Origin of the sequence: Holdemania filiformis (assembly GCF_003459085.1) — a bacterium.
GTDB lineage: Bacteria > Bacillota_I > Bacilli_A > Erysipelotrichales > Erysipelotrichaceae > Holdemania > Holdemania filiformis.
Window position 1 is genome coordinate 107,688 of sequence record NZ_QRUP01000002.1, and the last position, 16,217, is coordinate 123,904.

At 41.2% G+C, this 16,217-nt stretch carries 15 protein-coding genes; all 15 read left to right on the top strand.

The window, feature by feature from the left end; translation table 11 throughout:
* The first annotated feature begins 181 nt into the window (after positions 1-181).
* The 15 genes from DWY25_RS02535 (at position 182) to DWY25_RS02605 (ending at position 16,203) form a co-directional block, all read left to right on the top strand.
* Positions 182-922 carry a tyrosine-protein phosphatase gene (locus tag DWY25_RS02535; protein WP_117893245.1) on the top strand — a complete coding sequence of 247 codons (741 nt, stop codon included), beginning with the start codon at positions 182-184 and terminating at the stop codon, positions 920-922.
* Positions 923-1,012: 90 nt separating this feature from the next.
* The gene (locus DWY25_RS02540) at positions 1,013-1,393 is read left to right on the top strand and encodes a DUF6054 family protein (protein ID WP_117893247.1); all 381 of its coding nucleotides are present in this window, start codon (positions 1,013-1,015) and stop codon (positions 1,391-1,393) included.
* 232 nt (positions 1,394-1,625) lie between these two features.
* On the top strand, positions 1,626-2,981 hold the full coding sequence (locus DWY25_RS02545; RefSeq protein WP_117893250.1) for a dicarboxylate/amino acid:cation symporter: 1,356 nt from the start codon (positions 1,626-1,628) through the stop codon (positions 2,979-2,981).
* Between the two features lie 116 nt (positions 2,982-3,097).
* Positions 3,098-4,486, top strand: coding sequence for an MATE family efflux transporter (locus tag DWY25_RS02550; protein WP_117893253.1), 1,389 nt, complete (start codon positions 3,098-3,100; stop codon positions 4,484-4,486).
* Positions 4,487-5,033: 547 nt separating this feature from the next.
* A complete protein-coding gene (locus DWY25_RS02555; RefSeq protein WP_244925910.1) occupies positions 5,034-6,077 on the top strand; it encodes an LCP family protein in 1,044 nt (347 codons plus the stop codon).
* Between the two features lie 50 nt (positions 6,078-6,127).
* Entirely contained in the window at positions 6,128-6,835 is a 708-nt protein-coding gene (locus DWY25_RS02560; protein ID WP_117893259.1) for a YveK family protein, read from the top strand.
* Positions 6,835-7,590 (top strand): CpsD/CapB family tyrosine-protein kinase, encoded by a 756-nt coding sequence (locus tag DWY25_RS02565; RefSeq protein WP_117893262.1) that lies wholly within the window; start codon positions 6,835-6,837, stop codon positions 7,588-7,590. Before DWY25_RS02560 ends, DWY25_RS02565 begins: the two co-directional genes overlap by 1 nt.
* Positions 7,587-8,333 carry a tyrosine-protein phosphatase gene (locus DWY25_RS02570; protein ID WP_117893266.1) on the top strand — a complete coding sequence of 249 codons (747 nt, stop codon included), beginning with the start codon at positions 7,587-7,589 and terminating at the stop codon, positions 8,331-8,333. The genes DWY25_RS02565 and DWY25_RS02570 overlap by 4 nt, the downstream gene beginning before the upstream one ends.
* 39 nt (positions 8,334-8,372) lie before the next feature.
* Entirely contained in the window at positions 8,373-10,418 is a 2,046-nt protein-coding gene (locus DWY25_RS02575; protein ID WP_244925912.1) for a polysaccharide biosynthesis protein, read from the top strand.
* Positions 10,419-10,783: 365 nt separating this feature from the next.
* Complete coding sequence (locus DWY25_RS02580; protein ID WP_117893272.1) at positions 10,784-11,116, top strand: DegT/DnrJ/EryC1/StrS family aminotransferase; 333 nt, start codon at positions 10,784-10,786, stop codon at positions 11,114-11,116.
* Positions 11,117-11,483: 367 nt separating this feature from the next.
* On the top strand, positions 11,484-12,215 hold the full coding sequence (locus DWY25_RS02585; RefSeq protein WP_117893275.1) for a sugar transferase: 732 nt from the start codon (positions 11,484-11,486) through the stop codon (positions 12,213-12,215).
* A 66-nt stretch (positions 12,216-12,281) separates the two neighbouring features.
* The gene (locus tag DWY25_RS02590) at positions 12,282-13,220 is read left to right on the top strand and encodes an aldo/keto reductase (protein ID WP_117893278.1); all 939 of its coding nucleotides are present in this window, start codon (positions 12,282-12,284) and stop codon (positions 13,218-13,220) included.
* 15 nt (positions 13,221-13,235) lie between these two features.
* A complete protein-coding gene (locus DWY25_RS02595; protein WP_117893281.1) occupies positions 13,236-14,234 on the top strand; it encodes a transketolase in 999 nt (332 codons plus the stop codon).
* On the top strand, positions 14,227-15,156 hold the full coding sequence (locus DWY25_RS02600) for a transketolase family protein (RefSeq protein WP_117893284.1): 930 nt from the start codon (positions 14,227-14,229) through the stop codon (positions 15,154-15,156). Before DWY25_RS02595 ends, DWY25_RS02600 begins: the two co-directional genes overlap by 8 nt.
* A gap of 21 nt (positions 15,157-15,177) precedes the next feature.
* Positions 15,178-16,203: a glycosyltransferase family 2 protein gene (locus DWY25_RS02605; RefSeq protein ID WP_117893288.1), complete on the top strand. Its 1,026-nt coding sequence runs from the start codon at positions 15,178-15,180 to the stop codon at positions 16,201-16,203.
* Positions 16,204-16,217 lie beyond the last annotated feature (14 nt).

A 16,217-nucleotide genomic window follows, 5' to 3' on the forward strand; every position in this document is an offset into this window, starting at 1 on the left:
TGGACAAGTTTGTGGATGAATTTGCGAATCAATATGAACTCCAATATCTGTCTGAACTTTATTTTGACGAATCCATTTTGTAAAATGTAGATTGAGGAGAATCCTACGGGATTCTCTTTTCTTTTTCGCACGCTCTATTATAATAAGGATAGCGATTGCGGAAAGAGGAGGAAAAAACGGAATGATTGATATTCATTGCCATGTATTGTGGGGCGTCGACGACGCGTCGCAGGATCGGGAAACAGCGAAGAAGATGCTGCAAATTGCGGTAGAGGATGGGATTGAGGCGATCTTGTGTACACCGCACAGTCTTCCTTATTATAAATATGAAAACGATGCGCAAACACTGGCGGCGCCCTTTGCGGCGCTGCAGGCGTTGATCGCCGAGGAAAACTGGCCGATTGAAACGGCGCTGGGCTGCGAATTCTTTTTGACCGACGCGTCGTTGGAATGGATCCGCAAAGGCCGGGCGTTGACGCTGAACGGTTCGCGGCGGCTGTTGATCGAATTCCCCTGGTATCAGAAGGTGCAGCTGGGCAGCAGCGAAACCGAGCTGTTAAAGCAGGTATTGGATGCGGGTTATGAGGTGATCATCGCGCATCCGGAACGATATAAGAGCGTGCAGGAGGATTTCTCCATGCTGAAGCGCTGGCGGGCTATGGGCTGCGATTTTCAGGTCAACCGGACTTCGCTGATCCTCAACGACGATAAGGAACAATGCGCGCTGGCCTGGCGGATGGTAGAGGAAGGTTATTGCGACGCCGTCGGCACTGACGCGCATCATTGCTGGGGCAAGCGGGTGATTAAGCTGAGCGATGTTCAGGCCGAGATTGAACGACGGACTGACCGGGATACCGCGCTGCGGCTCTGTCATGAAAACGGGCGGCGGCTGATTACGGGAGAAGCACTGATCCATCGTTGAAGTGAAAATCATCAGGAAAGGAATAGGGCAATGTAACCGGCGTGGAAGGAGAACAACCAAGGCTGGAATCTCAATGAAAGGAACAGGGAAATGAATATGAATGAAAATATCATCGATCAGCTCTATCGTTTTGAAGGACAACCGGAGGCTACGTTTGCGGAAACCTTCGCCAGCCAGGTCAAAACTTTCAGCAGGGACGTTGTTGTTTATCGGCAGCGGGCAGGCGATGCCGAGGTGCAGATCATCACCGCTGAGCGTTATTACGCGCGGACAAATTCGGCAACGGGTGTGACAATCACCTTGTTTATTCGAGAAAGGGAGATTACGGCTTATGTCGCGGTTATGGCTGGCGGCTACGGACCGTTCAATGTCAGCTGGGGCAACTATGAAAACTATTTGGAAAAGGTGGAAAAACTTTTGCTTTCGTATGCTTTCAAGCGGATCCCGGATGCGGCCGGCGTTCGTCCGTAAATCATTTCTGAGAAAAGATCCATCCTAAAGAAGTAGGATACGCTAAGGCGAAAGCCGCTCCGGAAATAAGCTGTTTTTGATTATTGACAGAGGCTTCATTTATGAGTATACTTTTTGAAGTGATCCTTTAAGAGAGTCCCGTGAGGCTGCTCAAGGAAGATGAATACGTTTCGCCTGTTCATTTACTCCTGATCTTAAAGGGTCAGGAGTATTTTTATGAAAGGGGAACTGTATGAAAAAAACAGAAAAAAAAGGTAATCATCTTGCCGTCAAAATGGCAATTGCGATGGTTCTGGGGCTGATCTGCGGCCTGGCCATGCTGATGCTTCGTGAAAATCTCTTGACCTCGGGCCAGACCCAGACCTGGGCGGCCATCAACAATCTATTATTCCAGGATATTACGGCGGAGGCCGGCAAGAACGCAATCGGTTTGTTCTACATCGTCGGTCAGCTGTTTGTCAACGCGCTGCAGGTCATCATCGTACCGATGATTTTCTGTTCGATCGCTTTGGCGATCTGCCAGATCACCGATACGCGCAAGCTGGGACGGATTTCCAGCAAGACGCTGGGGGCATTCTTACTGACGACGGCGGTAGCGCTGGTGATCGCCGGAGCGGTCGGTCTTACCGTTTACGCGACCGGAGCTTTCAACGCGGTGGAGGTCAACGGCTTGAATGTCTCGACCGGTTCCAGCGGAAGCAATCCGCTGTCAATCTTGTTGTCAATCGTTCCGAACAACATGACCAGTGCGTTCTCAACCAACGGGCAGGTGCTGGCGGTAGTGTTCTTAGCGGTAGCGACGGGGTTGGGCATCAACGCCTTAGGTTCCAAGGTAACCGTTTTAAAGAAGCTGCTGCAGGAGATCAGTGATATCATCACGGTTTGCTTAAGCTATGTCATCAATAAATTTGGTCCGCTGGCAATCTTCGTTCTTTTGACCCGGACGTTTGCGATTTACGGTATCGATCATTTGAAGCCGGCGCTGGCCTATGTCGTGACGACGGTGCTGCTTCTGCTGGCCTTCCTGATCGTCGGCTACGCGGTCTTTGTGGCGGTCTTGGGCCGGATCAATCCGATTCCGTTCGTTAAGAAGATTGCGAAGGTCGCGGTGTTTGGCTTCTCCACGTCCTCCAGTGCGGCAACGCTGCCGCTGAACCGCAAGACGGTAACCGAGGAACTGGGCGTCAGCGATGAAATCGCATCGTTTACGCTGCCGCTAGGCATGACGGTCAACATGGATGGAACGGCGATCATGCAGGTCATTGCCGCAATCTTCGTCGCGGCTTCCTCCGGCTATTCCGTGACGGTTTCCAGCATCGCGATCATTGCGATCCTGGCGCTGATCGCTTCGATCGGTACGCCGGCGGCTCCGGGGGCGGGAGCGGTCATCCTGTTCACGATTTTGACAGGGATGGGTTATACCAATGACGCGGCGTTACTGGCGTATTCGCTGATCCTGGCGATCAACCGGCCGATTGAAATGCTGGTCACTTCGCTGAATGTCGTGGGGGATGCCGCAACGTCGGTCATCGTTGCCCGGAGCGAGAAAATGCTGGACGAAAAACAGTACAATGCTGAACAAAATTAGGGTTTAAGCCAAGTTTGCCAGAAGCTGAAAATAGCTTCTGGTTTTTTCATATTTGTCCGTGACAAACAGGAATTTCAGTGCTATTCTAGTATTCAGTTCAAGGGGGAGCATCACTGATGAGGAAGCATCAACATCCAACGGTTAATGAGATTACGGAAGGGGTTATTTGGAAACAGCTGCTGCTGTTTTTCTTTCCGATTATGCTGGGCACGTTCTTCCAGCAGTTATACAACACGGTCGACGCGATTATCGTCGGCCAGTTTGTCGGTAAGGAGGCGCTGGCGGCAGTTGGGGGCGCGACGGGGACTTTGATCAATTTGCTGGTCGGTTTCTTTGTCGGCTTGTCTTCGGGAGCGACGGTCATCATTTCGCAGTATTACGGCGCGCGGAAGGTGGAACAGTCGAGCGATGCCGTGCATACGGCGGTGGCGATGTCGTTGATCGGCGGGGCGATCATGATGGTGATCGGGATCTTCGGCGCACCGGTGGCGTTAAGGGCGATGGGAACGCCGGAGAACATCATGAATTATTCATTGATTTATATGATCGTCTACTTCATCGGCTTGATTCCGAATTTGTTGTACAATGTCGGGTCCGGTATTCTGCGGGCCGTCGGGGATTCCAAGCGGCCGATGTACTTTCTGATTGTCTGCTGCCTGGCTAATGTGGTTTTGGATCTGCTTTTTGTCCTGGTCTTCCAATGGGGCGTCTTCGGCGCGGCGGCGGCTACCTGCCTGGCGCAGTTTATCAGCGGCGGACTTGTCTATCTGAGCTTGTCTCAGGCTGAGGATGACCGTTACCGGCTGATCCGCAAGCGAATTCGGCTGCATGGTGAATTGTTGAAGGAAATCGTTGTGATCGGGATCCCGGCAGGGTTGCAGTCGGTCATGTATTCGGTATCGAATATTGTGATTCAGGCCAGCGTGAATACGTTTGGCACGGACACGATTGCGGCGTATACGGCGTATGGGAAGATCGACGGGATCTTCTGGATGATCATGGGCGCTTTCGGCGTGGCGATTACGACGTTTGTTGGGCAGAACTTCGGTGCGCGTAAAATTGACCGGATTCACAAGAGCGTCAAGGTGTGCCTGGCGATGGCATTTGGCACGGCATTGGGAATGAGTGGGATCCTGATGGTGACCAGCCGCTGGATCTATCATCTGTTTACGCAGGACGCGTCGGTGATTGAGGTGGGGATGCAGATGTTGTTGTATCTGGCTCCTTATTATTTTACTTATGTGTGTATTGAAGTGCTGTCCGGGGCGGTGCGCGGCACGGGAGATTCCGTGATCCCGATGATCATGACCTGCATGGGGGTATGTGTATTGCGCGTCGTCTGGATCTGGATCGCCGTACCGCTGAATCCTACGATTGAGAATGTTTTGTTCAGCTATCCGTTGACGTGGAGTCTGACTTCAATTCTGTTTGTGCTGTATTATCTGCAGGGCGGATGGCTAAAGCGCAGGTTGAAAAAAGAAGAGAGGAAAGGGCTTCAAAATTAATTTGTTTATTCTTTTAAACAGTTTATAAGATTCGTTAGGATGTAAGCCCAGTTAGATTTTCTTGAGTTATAAAACTGTATAAATTAAAAAATCGAAGGTAAAAATTCTTCGATTTTTTATAATTTTTAACGAACGTTCAGGACAGAAAATACGTAATTCATTACATTTTAGGTGTCAAAACTGGAACTTTACCTACACTTTGATTGACAATCATCTGATCTGCTTTTATAATGTCTAATGTAAGAGGATAGGGCAATTATTTCCATTAATTACCTTAAAAACCACTGTCACAAAATGTGTAGGTTTTCTTACAAATGTGAAATTAGGTTTGCGTTAGTTCAATCATCCGCAAAAAAGCGCTACAAGTTTTTTGCTTTTTTATTGGAAAAAACGGAACTGAAATGAAAAAGAAAGTTATTCTTCCTCAATGGCTGCAAGGGGCACCTTGGGGAAGGGTTTCATAGGTATGCTTTTCACGAACCCATTTTTTAATGTCTGGGTCGGCGAAGCATACCTTTTTTTGTTTTCTAACAAAGGATGTGACAAATTGAAACGAAAGAAACAAAGGAATAAAACAAAGACATTATTATTAATTGCAGGGGTTCTCATTGCATTAATTTTAGGATTAATCCTGAGCGGAAATCTCTATATTGATTCATTATTAAATAAAACAATTCGATCTCGAAAACTGACAGATGAAGACGCGATGATCAATCAGGAAGTTTTAGACCAAGTGAAGAATCATCATATTGTAAATATCGCTTTATTTGGTGCCGACAATAAAGAAATTGCCCAATGGAATAATTACGAGATGGAACGATCCGATGCCACAAAGATTATTTCATTGGATTTTGATGCTAAAAAGATCAAGATTACTTCATTACAGCGCGATACGTTAATCTGGATACCTGAACCTTACAACGATTATGACAAACTTAACCATGCCCATTGGCGTGGAGGTCCTGAATTGGCTGTCAAGATGTTGAATTATAACTTTGATTTGGATATTACACAGTATGTCGGGTTTAGTTTCGAAGCTTTAGAAACGTTAGTTGACTTAGTGGACGGGATTGATATCACACTACCTGACGGACTGTTAGCTCAACGAGTTATTGATGCCGGTGCAACTCGAGATGGAAATGTTTTTCATCTGAAAGGAAAGCAGGCTTTAGATTATTGTCGTGTAAGAAGTACAGACGATGACTTTCACCGGATGGATCGTCAGAATGAAGTTATCTTAAAGATTATTGAGAAACTCAGTAAAAAGAATTTAATTGAATTAATGGATATCGTCAATGAAATGCTTCCTTATATAGAAACGAATCTGACGAACAATGAAATTAAGAATTATGTCAGTTCTTTATTGAGTTTTGATTTGAAGCATCTGGATCAGTTTCAAATTCCATCAAAAGGAATGGACTCGATCGAAATGGTAATCGAATACAATGGATTCAGTCCAATCTATATGATGGAAAACTATGAGGAATTGGCAAAAGAATTACATTGGAATATCTATGAGGATAAAGATTATCAGCCAAGTTCAACGATTGTTCAACTTGAACAAAATATACAAAGAGAATTTGGATCCTGAATGGGATCTTTTTAATTGGAAATAAAGAAGAAATAAGGGGAGAGAAGAGAATGTACGAAAACGACGAAATTGAAATTGATCTGTCGCGGGTGTTTGAAATCATTAAAAAGCATTTCAAACCTTTTGCGCTGATCATCCTGGCCGCTTCCATTGTGGCAGCTTTGATCACGCTGTTTCTGATACCAAAAAAATATACGGCGGAAGCAAAGCTGATCATTGTCCAGAAATCCAATCCGGACAGCCAACAGATCAGTTACAATGACCTTCAGACATCACAAAAGCTGGTGAATACCTACAGCGAGATTTTGAAGAGTGAAGCAATCAGTGATGAAGTGATTCGAAATCTGAAATTAGAAGACCTGGATACAGAAGGATATCAGAAGATCGTTAAAATCAGCTCAGTGAAAGATACGGAAGTCATCACGATTGCGGTAACGTCAAAGGATCCCAAAGAAGCCGCAGTAATTGCAAATGAGATTGTGGATGTATTTCGAGATAAGATCTATTCTATTATGAATATTGAAAATGTGACCGTTTTAAATTCCGCAAAGATTCCAGAGAAGAAATCCAGTCCGTCGAACATTAAAAATACTCTGATCGGATTCTTACTGGGGTGTGTCATTGATGGCTGTATTGTTTTATATATTTTGCTGAATGACCGAAATATCCGAACCGAAGAAGAAATGAAACAGATTTTTGATTATCCGATTATTGGTTTAATACCAGATATGACTCATGGAACAGGAGGTGCTGAATAATGTTAAGAGTCGGTGACGAACTGATTACTTTAATTGATCCGGATGCACCCGCTTCTGAAGCTTACCGAACTTTGAGAACTAACATTCTGATGCGAAACTTCGATCGGGATATGAAGATCATCAATATTATTTCAACGACTGCCCAGGAAGGAAAAAGTACCTGTGTCCTCAATTTAGCTATGGTTTACGCTCAGTTACAGAAGAAAGTCTTAGTCATTGATTTAGACTTAAGAATGCCAACGATTCATAAAAAATTGAAGTTAAAGAATAAAAAGGGTATTTCTGATATTATTGGCCATCAAGCAGAATTTGAAGAAGTGGTTCTGCAGCCTTATGAAAATGTGGATGTCATCACCGCAGGAACGAAAATCCCGTTTGCTTCCGAGTTTATCCAGTCAAATGCCTTGAAAGAATTCATTGAGGAGAGAAAAAAAGAATACGACTTAATCCTTTTGGATTGCCCGCCGGTTGGATTGGTAACGGATGGCATTGTGGCAGCTTCGTATTGCGATGGTACGATTTTAGTCTGTGCCTCAAATCGAAATGATCGGAAAGAATTACTTCGAGTTAAAGATCAATTAGAACAGACACAAGTCAATGTCATTGGAATCGTCATGACGATGATGCCGGTACAGCGAAAATATTATAACAGCTATGGCTATCGGTATAGTGATACTCAAAAAAAGACAACACAGAAGAAAAAGAAGAGTTCAATCCTCTCAAACATCACAAAAAAGAGTGATAAGAAGAAATGATTGATATTCATGGTCATTTAATCCCAGGAGTGGATGATGGAAGTCAAAGCCTAGAAGAATCACTCTCTTTATTAAAGCAAGCTGAACGAGATGGAATCACCGAGCTCATCACTACCCCTCATTTTATGAAAAACGGAGAGTTCCGGATGAAAGCGCCAGAGCTTGTACAGCGATTCAATGAACTGAAACAAGCCTATACAGGGCCGATTAAGCTTCACTTAGGGAATGAGCTCTATATTCATCCTGACTTACCAGAACTATTAGAAAAGGATGAAGTCTTAACCTTAGCTGAATCAGAAACGATCCTAGTCGAGTTTCCATTTCAAGATTATAAAGATGAATATGATGAGATCCTTTATGAATTATCGTTAAAATATCGAATCATTATCGCACATCCAGAACGGTACAGTTATGTTCAGGAAGATCCGAACCTTTGTCTTCGATGGCTGAATGAAGGCTATTATTTACAAGCAAATCAAAACAGCTTATTTAAAAAAGAAACGAAGAAAGTTCTTGTTCCAATGATTGAACATGGTTATGTTAGTTTTATTGCTAGCGACGTCCATAATGAACACAGACCTTGTGTATTGTCTGAGGCAAGAGAGTTCCTCGCGGAAGAATTGGGAGAACAGTTCGCTGTTCAATTGACAAAGGAAAACCCTGAAAAGATTCTGAAGAATGAACCGATTGTTCAAAAATACAGGGAAATCAAGAAAAAAAAGAAACATTTTTTATGGCTTTGAAAAGAGCCTTTTTCATTGGGGGAAGAAGGGGGAAAGAAAATGAAGCAACTCGAAAAAAAGAGAATTGAACATTGGCAAGTGATTTCTCTCTACTTAGTTGTTTATGATATCTTCGCGGTTAATTTATCTTATTTGATGGCTTTATGGTTTCGTTTTGACTGCCGGTTCTCACTGATTCCTGAGGTTTATCTGAAAGCCTGGATTCAATTTTCGCCTTTTTATACTGTGCTTTGTGTATCTGTTTTCACAGTGTTGAAATTATACAGAAGCTTATGGCGGTTTGCGGGATACAGTGAATTGTTGCGTGTAACAGCCGCAACGGTACTTACTGGCTTCCTTCATTACGTTGGAATTACGGTATTCCTCAAAGCGATGCCGATTTCCTATATTCTGTTTGGCATGATCATCCAGTTCTGTTTGATTATCGGAATTCGTTTTTCTTATCGTTTTGTTTTATTGGAACGCAGCCGCAGGGAAAAAGCAGAGAAGAAGAACCAAGGCAGGAATATTCTGTTAATTGGAGCTGGAGATGCCGGACGATTGATTCTCAGAGATGTTCAGAGAACAGAGTTTAATGTCGGTAAGGTGCAATGCATCATTGACGATAATCCGAATAAGTGGGGACGGTATATTGAAAATATCCCGATCGTTGGTGGGCGAGATGAGATTATGGCGAGTGTTGAGAAGTATCAGATCCAACAGATCCTGATTGCGATTCCAAGTGCGAAAGCCGAAGAAAAGCGGGACATCTTAAATATCTGTAAAGAAACTGGATGTGAGCTGAAGATCCTCCCAGGAATCTACCAATTAGTGAATGGCGACGTGATGTTATCAAAGATGAAGGAAGTCGCGGTTGAGGATCTATTGGGAAGAGAACCCATTCAGGTTAATCTGGATGAAATCTTTGAGCATCTCAAAGGGAAAGTTATCTTAGTAACAGGAGGCGGAGGGTCAATCGGCAGTGAATTGTGCCGACAGATCGCAGGTCATCATCCGAAACAATTAATCCTGTTCGAAATCTATGAGAACAATGCCTATGACATTGAACAGGAATTAAAACGGAAATATCCTGAGTTGAATTTAGTCGTGCTCATTGGTTCTGTAAGAGACAGTCGGAGAATTGACTGGGTGTTTGAAACGTATAAACCCGATATCGTCTATCATGCGGCTGCGCATAAGCATGTTCCGTTAATGGAAGGCAGTCCTAATGAAGCGATTAAAAATAACGTTATAGGAACGTATAAGACCGCTTACGCTGCATTAAAGAGTGGATGCCAACGCTTTGTATTAATCAGTACGGACAAAGCAGTGAATCCTACAAATATCATGGGCGCGAGTAAACGGCTGTGTGAGATGGTGATTCAGAGTATGAATCGAATCAGCCAGACAGGACAAGTTAACCTATTACCTCAGCTTTGGTCACACAGTTGGAATCCGATTGAAGAAGTGAGAGCGAATCCAGTCAAGACAGAATTTGTAGCAGTCCGGTTTGGAAATGTTTTGGGCAGTAATGGATCCGTCATTCCGTTATTCAAGAAGCAGATTGCGGATGGCGGTCCGGTAACAGTGACTCATCCGGATATCATTCGATACTTTATGACGATTCCTGAAGCGGTAAGCTTAGTACTTCAGGCGGGGACGTACGCGAGAGGCGGAGAGATCTTTGTCTTGGATATGGGAGATCCAGTAAAGATCGATACTCTGGCAAGAAATCTGATTAAGCTGTCTGGATATAAACCGGATGTTGATATCAAGATTGAGTATACCGGATTAAGACCAGGAGAGAAGCTGTATGAAGAGAAGCTAATGGCGGAAGAAGGATTACAAACGACGCCAAATAAACTGATTCATATAGCGAAACCTATTCCATTTGATGTGGAAACGTTTATGAAGCAAGTAGAAATCTTAGCAGAAGCAAGCTATACCAACAGCCAGAATATCAAGCTACTCGTTTCTGAAATTGTTCCAACATATCATCCTGAAAATAAAGAACAAGATGAAATTGAAAGAGAAAGGATTCGAAAACTCAGTCAAAAAGAACAGGAAAATCCTGAACAGGTTTTAACGATGGGGAGAGTAAATTAGAATGGAACCATTTAAAGAAAAAACATGGCTGTCTTCGCCAACCATGCATGGTGGAGAGTTGAAATATATGCAGGAAGCTTATGAAAAAACTGGATGTCAACTGTAGGTGATATTGAGATTTTAGGGAGTTGTCCCTACAGATTCATACTTTTATAGACTAAAACAAAGTACTGCCTATATTAGACTGGTATAGCCTATATAGGACTGAAAATAAATCAATCAGTGCCTGCCAAAGATCACAGAACGGCAGGTGTTACCAAACCCGATCACAGTCGAGGCGAGAATATCAAACCGAGCCCTAAAGAGTTGTGAGGGAATCTTGCCGAGAGCAGGGGGACGCGGCAAGAGTAGGAAGGAGAATACAAATGTTTATTGCGGAAAATCATGATATAAAACCAAGTGAAGCAAAAATCTTGCTCAGTTCGCCGACCATGCATCCGGAATCACGGATGTATATGGATGAGGCTTTTGATACCAACTGGGTATCCACGGTTGGAAAAAATATCCAAGAGTGTGAGGCTATAGCGGCTCAGAAAGTAGGAATTAAGTGTGCGGTTGCACTTTCGGCTTGTACGGCAGCATTGCATTTGTGCGTAAAGCTGGCAGGTGAGAGACTTTATGGAAAACCGAATATCGGCCACGGTGCCGTGGAGGGTAGACGGGTTTTCTGCTCTTTTGTGAAGAGCTGTATGCCTTAATAGGGCACGACCAGTTCCGTGAGGGTTTTCGGATATTAGAAGACCGTCACTTGTAAATGTAGGACACATTAAAACATGGGATTGAAGAAAGAGGTGTTTAATATTATGAATTCTACTCGAAAGTTGAGCACTCTTTAGCACCAATAAAAATAACAGAACAGCTATTAGATCAAGAAGAAAGAAACCACTTCATATCGCTGTTATTTAAGTGTGTGCTTCCAGATGAATTTAATATAGATGAAGCAAACAAAGGTCTGAGAGCAGATGAACCTAGATATCTAAAATGGTTTAATTACAATTCCGGACTTGTGTACTCGCAGTATGGGTATTTTGATTACTTTGAAAAAATGTTCAAGGGGAAGTGAAAATGAACCATAAATATAAAAGACTGCAATCATTGATTGATGATGAAAATGTGAAAGCCTCAGATATAGATGAATCACTGGTTACAGGATATAAAGGTTTTTACAACCGTGTTGTTAAACGAGTTATAGATATTATTTTGGCTTTAACCATTACAATCATTGTTTCGCCAATTCTAATTATTACCTCACTTGCAATTTTTATAGAAGATGGTACTCCAATTCTATACAGAGCACAGCGTGGTGGTTTTCACGGTAAAACATTTAGAATCTGTAAATTTAGATCAATGATTAAAAATGCAGATAAAGTTGGTGGTGGAACCACTGCACTTAATGATAATCGAATTACTAAGGTAGGGAATATTATTAGAAAAACTAAAATTGATGAATTTTCAAATCTTTTCAATATCCTGACTGGAGAAATGAGTTTCATAGGTCCAAGACCAGAGTTGCTTCAGTATACGAGTCAGTATAAAGGAACAGAAAAATTGATTCTTGAAGTCAGGCCAGGAATCACAGACTACAGTTCAATTGAATTTATAAATCTTGATGAAATAGTTGGCAGCGGTAATGCTGATGAGATATATGAAGAGCATGTACTTCCAAGAAAGAATAAACTTAGAGTTAAATATGCAGCAACTGTGTCGTTTGGAACAGATATGAAACTATTTTTCTTAACTGGTTTTAAGGTGTTCCAGAAAGCATTTGATTTTATGTTTAGAGGAAAACATAAATAAGAAAACGTAAATGATTAGGATAAACAAAGTAAAAATTAATTAAGTAGGAAAAATGGAGCGTATGAAATGGAATATCTTACACTAAAAGGAACCGATTTGAAAGTATCCAGACTTTGCCTTGGCGGATGTCCGATGGGCGGCTACGGCTGGGGTGATGTTCAGGATGAAGAATTAATAAAAACTATTCATGCTGCATTGGACGCTGGAATAACGATGTTTGATAATGCAGATTCATATGGCTTAGGACATTCAGAGGAGATTTTGGGTAAAGGATTAGGAAAACGAAGAAACAATGTGGTAATAGCCACAAAGTTTGGCGTTCGCGTAGAAAATGGAAAAACTTTCTATGATAATAGTCCTGAATACATTAGGACTGCTTGTGAGAATAGTTTGAAAAGACTTGGAACTGATTATATTGACTTATATCAGGTACATTATAGAGATGGAAAAACACCAATTGCTGAGGTTGTAAATGCTTTGGATGAATTAAAAGCTGAAGGCAAGATTAGATACTATGGATTGAGTAATATTCACGCTGAAGATGCAGAGGAATATAAGTCTCTTGTTGGAACTTTTGCATGCGTTCAAAATGAATATAGTCTTGCGTGTCGAAAATTTGAAGAAGATCTTACGACCATGTGTGATGAATTAAGGCTTACACCATTAACGTGGGGAAGTTTGGGCCAGGGAATATTAACCGGAAAATATACAAAGAACAATATGAATTTTGGTAGTGACGATCGTAGAAGTCGTTCGATTTATGTTAATTTTCATGGTGATAAAATAGAAAAGAACTTAGAAATTGTAAAAGCTATGAGACCTGTCGCTAAGAATCATGACGTATCTGTAACAGCTGTTGCAGTTAGATTTATTTTAGATTTCATTCCAAATTCAGTGGTTTTAGTTGGTGCAAAACGACCCGATCAAATTTTAGGCAGTACTGAGGCCATGGGGTGGAATTTAACTGAAGAAGAATTAAAGATTCTTGATGATATTTCAAGGTAAGAGAGGATTATTGTTATGGAAAAGAAAACAAGTGAAAAACTTGCATGGTTGATTAGAAGACACGGGATAGAAATGACACATCTTTCCGGTGGAAGTCATATTGGAGCAATTTTGTCAGTTGCAGATATCATTGCCGTACTTTATACAGATGTATTAAATTTCAAACCGGAAGAACCGTCATGGGATGGACGGGATCGAATGATTCTTAGTAAAGGGCATGCTGGTGCATCAATTTATGCAGCATTGGCAGAGTCTGGTTTCTTTTCTGTTGAAGAATTAAAAACGCACTATGCAAATGGGAGCAGGCTTTCTGGTCATGTGTCTCATCATCTTCCCGGGGTGGATTTTTCTACGGGTTCACTTGGTCATGGGTTGTCTGCAGGAGTTGGCATGGCTTTTGCTTTGAAGAAAGACAAAAAGACATCGAGAGTTTATATCGTATTAGGCGATGGGGAGTGTAATGAAGGGTCTGTGTGGGAAGCAGCAGAAGTTGCAAACCACAATAAACTGGATAATCTAACTGCTATTGTTGATTATAACCATATGCAGTCTATGGATTTTTGTGAAAACACGATTGAAGTTGTTGACATGGGAGGCAAATGGCGAGCTTTTGGTTGGAATGTGATTGAAATTAATGGTAATAATCATGAAGAACTGAAAAATGCATTTGAAAGTGCAAAAGAGTCATTAGAAAAACCAACGGTAATTATTGCTAATACGATTAAGGGAAAGGGCATCAGTTTCATGGAAAATGATATTCTCTGGCATTATAGATTTCCCCATGATGGTTGGGAATATGATTGCGCTGTGAATGAATTGTATGAGGAAAAGCCAGAAGGCATTGAAGATCCATATACGCCAAAAGGTATAGAGAATCCTGCTCTTCCGGGAAAAGATGCAGATATTTATCATGATCATACAACTACATCAACATGGCATCCAAGTTATCCTGTCAGAAAACGTGTTTCAGTTGAACTTGGAAAGAAATGTAAAAGGGGTATAAATCATGCGTGACACTTTTGTTCGTACTTTGCTTGAAGAAGCAAAAAGGAATAAAGATATTGAACTTTTGACAGGAGATCTTGGTTTTGGAGTGCTAAAACCATTTTATGAAGCACTTCCCGATCAATTTACTAATGTTGGTATAGCAGAGCAGAATATGACTACAATGGCAGCAGGTATGGCATTAGAAGGAAAGATAGTTTTTACATATTCAATTGGAAATTTTCCTACATTGAGATGTTTAGAGCAGATTCGAAACGACTGTGCTTATCATAACGCAAATGTGAAGATTGTTTGTGTCGGAGGCGGTTTTGTTTATGGAAGTCTTGGCATGAGTCATCAAGCTACGGAGGATATAGCCATATTACGTGCATTGCCAGATGTGGTTGTTGAATGTCCTGGGGATCTTGTGGAAGCGGAAGAAGCAACAAAAGCTATTTCCAATATGCCTGGAACTTGCTATTTACGGCTGGGGCGTGGTGGCGAAAAGCGTGTTCATGACAAGATTGACGATTTTCGAATCGGAAAAGCTTTAAGAATTCGAGAAATTGAAGGAAAAGGTAAAGTTGCTGTTATATCAACGGGAGCAATTTTGGATGATACAACAGAAGCTTGTGATGAACTTGTGAAACAAGGATACGGAATTTCTCAGTACAGTTTTCATACAATTAAACCTATTGATAAAGAAGTCGTTAAAGAATGTTCAGATACATGTGATTACATTGTTACAGTAGAGGAGCACAACATCCTTGGCGGTCTTGGAGGAGCAGTAGCAGAAGTAATGGCAGAATATGGAGGTAAAGCGAAATTAGTAAGGATGGGCGTGAATGATGTTTATTGCGTAAAAGTGGGAAATCAAAGGTATTTAAGAGAACAGTATGCTATGGATAAAAACGCAATTATCAAAAAGATAATTGCGTTGTTTCAGGGCTAAAAAAGAAAGGCAACCTGAGTTATGTATGAGATTTCAGTTGTAATACCAGTATATAATGTGGAAAAAACTTTGAAACGCTGTGTAGATTCAGTGCGTTCCCAAAATTTTGAAAATTATGAAATCATTCTTGTGGACGATGGTTCTACAGATAATTCTCGTAAAATGTGTGATTTGTATTCTGATTTAGAGAATGTTAGAGTGATACATAAAGTTAATGGAGGACTAGGCTCAGCAAGAAATACTGGAATTGAAAAAGCATCAGGTGAGTATATCTGTTTTGTGGATAGTGATGATTGGGTAGAAAAAAATTATCTATCAAAAATGTATACTGCGATAAAAAAAAATAAAGCAGATGTTTGTATTTGCGGATATTATTATCATATTAATAAAAATTTAAGAAGAGTGTCTCCTGAAACAACAAAAAAATCTGGAAAAGAAATTTATTCTGAGTTAGGCATGGGAAATTCGATTTATAATTTTGCTTGGAACAAGCTTTATTGCCTTAGAATTATAAAAATAGAAAAACTAAGATTCTCAAATAGACATTGTGCGGAGGATTTGCTGTTTAATTGTCAATATTATAAGTATGTAAGGAATGGATGCCTGATTTCAGATGAATTATACAATTACGATGTGAACTACAATTCATTGTCAAATGGTCGCCGAAAGGATTTTTTAAAAGATATGAAAACAGTTTATTCAGAATATGTAACTGGATGTAATAATTTTAATATTAGTGAGAACTTTCAGAATGGAATGACTGCTGTTTTAGTTAGAAGTAGTTTGTCAAATTTTTATAATGACCCTAGTGTAACGTGCTCTATTGGAAAAAAATATATGGTGACTTGTAAAAAGGTATTTGATATTGGGAAAATTGATGATACGAAGAAGTTGGCAAAAACTGATTATTTAATTTCTAACCTTTTAAAGCAAGAGCATTTTATTTATTTACACATAATTATGAAATTCAGTAAAATTGTTAAATCACATATGTCGTTGCTTTACAACGTACTTAGAAACAGTGTTTCTGGGAATGTAAAAAGATGATTGTTAAACAGGAG

Bases quoted from the DNA above. Each gene is read 5' to 3' on its own strand.
- DWY25_RS02535 (WP_117893245.1), top strand. From the start codon at position 182: ATGATTGATATTCATTGCCATGTATTGTGGGGCGTCGACGACGCGTCG.
- DWY25_RS02540 (WP_117893247.1), top strand. From the start codon at position 1,013: ATGAATATGAATGAAAATATCATCGATCAGCTCTATCGTTTTGAAGGA.
- DWY25_RS02545 (WP_117893250.1), top strand. From the start codon at position 1,626: ATGAAAAAAACAGAAAAAAAAGGTAATCATCTTGCCGTCAAAATGGCA.
- DWY25_RS02550 (WP_117893253.1), top strand. From the start codon at position 3,098: ATGAGGAAGCATCAACATCCAACGGTTAATGAGATTACGGAAGGGGTT.
- DWY25_RS02560 (WP_117893259.1), top strand. From the start codon at position 6,128: ATGTACGAAAACGACGAAATTGAAATTGATCTGTCGCGGGTGTTTGAA.
- DWY25_RS02565 (WP_117893262.1), top strand. From the start codon at position 6,835: ATGTTAAGAGTCGGTGACGAACTGATTACTTTAATTGATCCGGATGCA.
- DWY25_RS02570 (WP_117893266.1), top strand. From the start codon at position 7,587: ATGATTGATATTCATGGTCATTTAATCCCAGGAGTGGATGATGGAAGT.
- DWY25_RS02575 (WP_244925912.1), top strand. From the start codon at position 8,373: ATGAAGCAACTCGAAAAAAAGAGAATTGAACATTGGCAAGTGATTTCT.
- DWY25_RS02580 (WP_117893272.1), top strand. From the start codon at position 10,784: ATGTTTATTGCGGAAAATCATGATATAAAACCAAGTGAAGCAAAAATC.
- DWY25_RS02585 (WP_117893275.1), top strand. From the start codon at position 11,484: ATGAACCATAAATATAAAAGACTGCAATCATTGATTGATGATGAAAAT.
- DWY25_RS02590 (WP_117893278.1), top strand. From the start codon at position 12,282: ATGGAATATCTTACACTAAAAGGAACCGATTTGAAAGTATCCAGACTT.
- DWY25_RS02595 (WP_117893281.1), top strand. From the start codon at position 13,236: ATGGAAAAGAAAACAAGTGAAAAACTTGCATGGTTGATTAGAAGACAC.
- DWY25_RS02600 (WP_117893284.1), top strand. From the start codon at position 14,227: ATGCGTGACACTTTTGTTCGTACTTTGCTTGAAGAAGCAAAAAGGAAT.
- DWY25_RS02605 (WP_117893288.1), top strand. From the start codon at position 15,178: ATGTATGAGATTTCAGTTGTAATACCAGTATATAATGTGGAAAAAACT.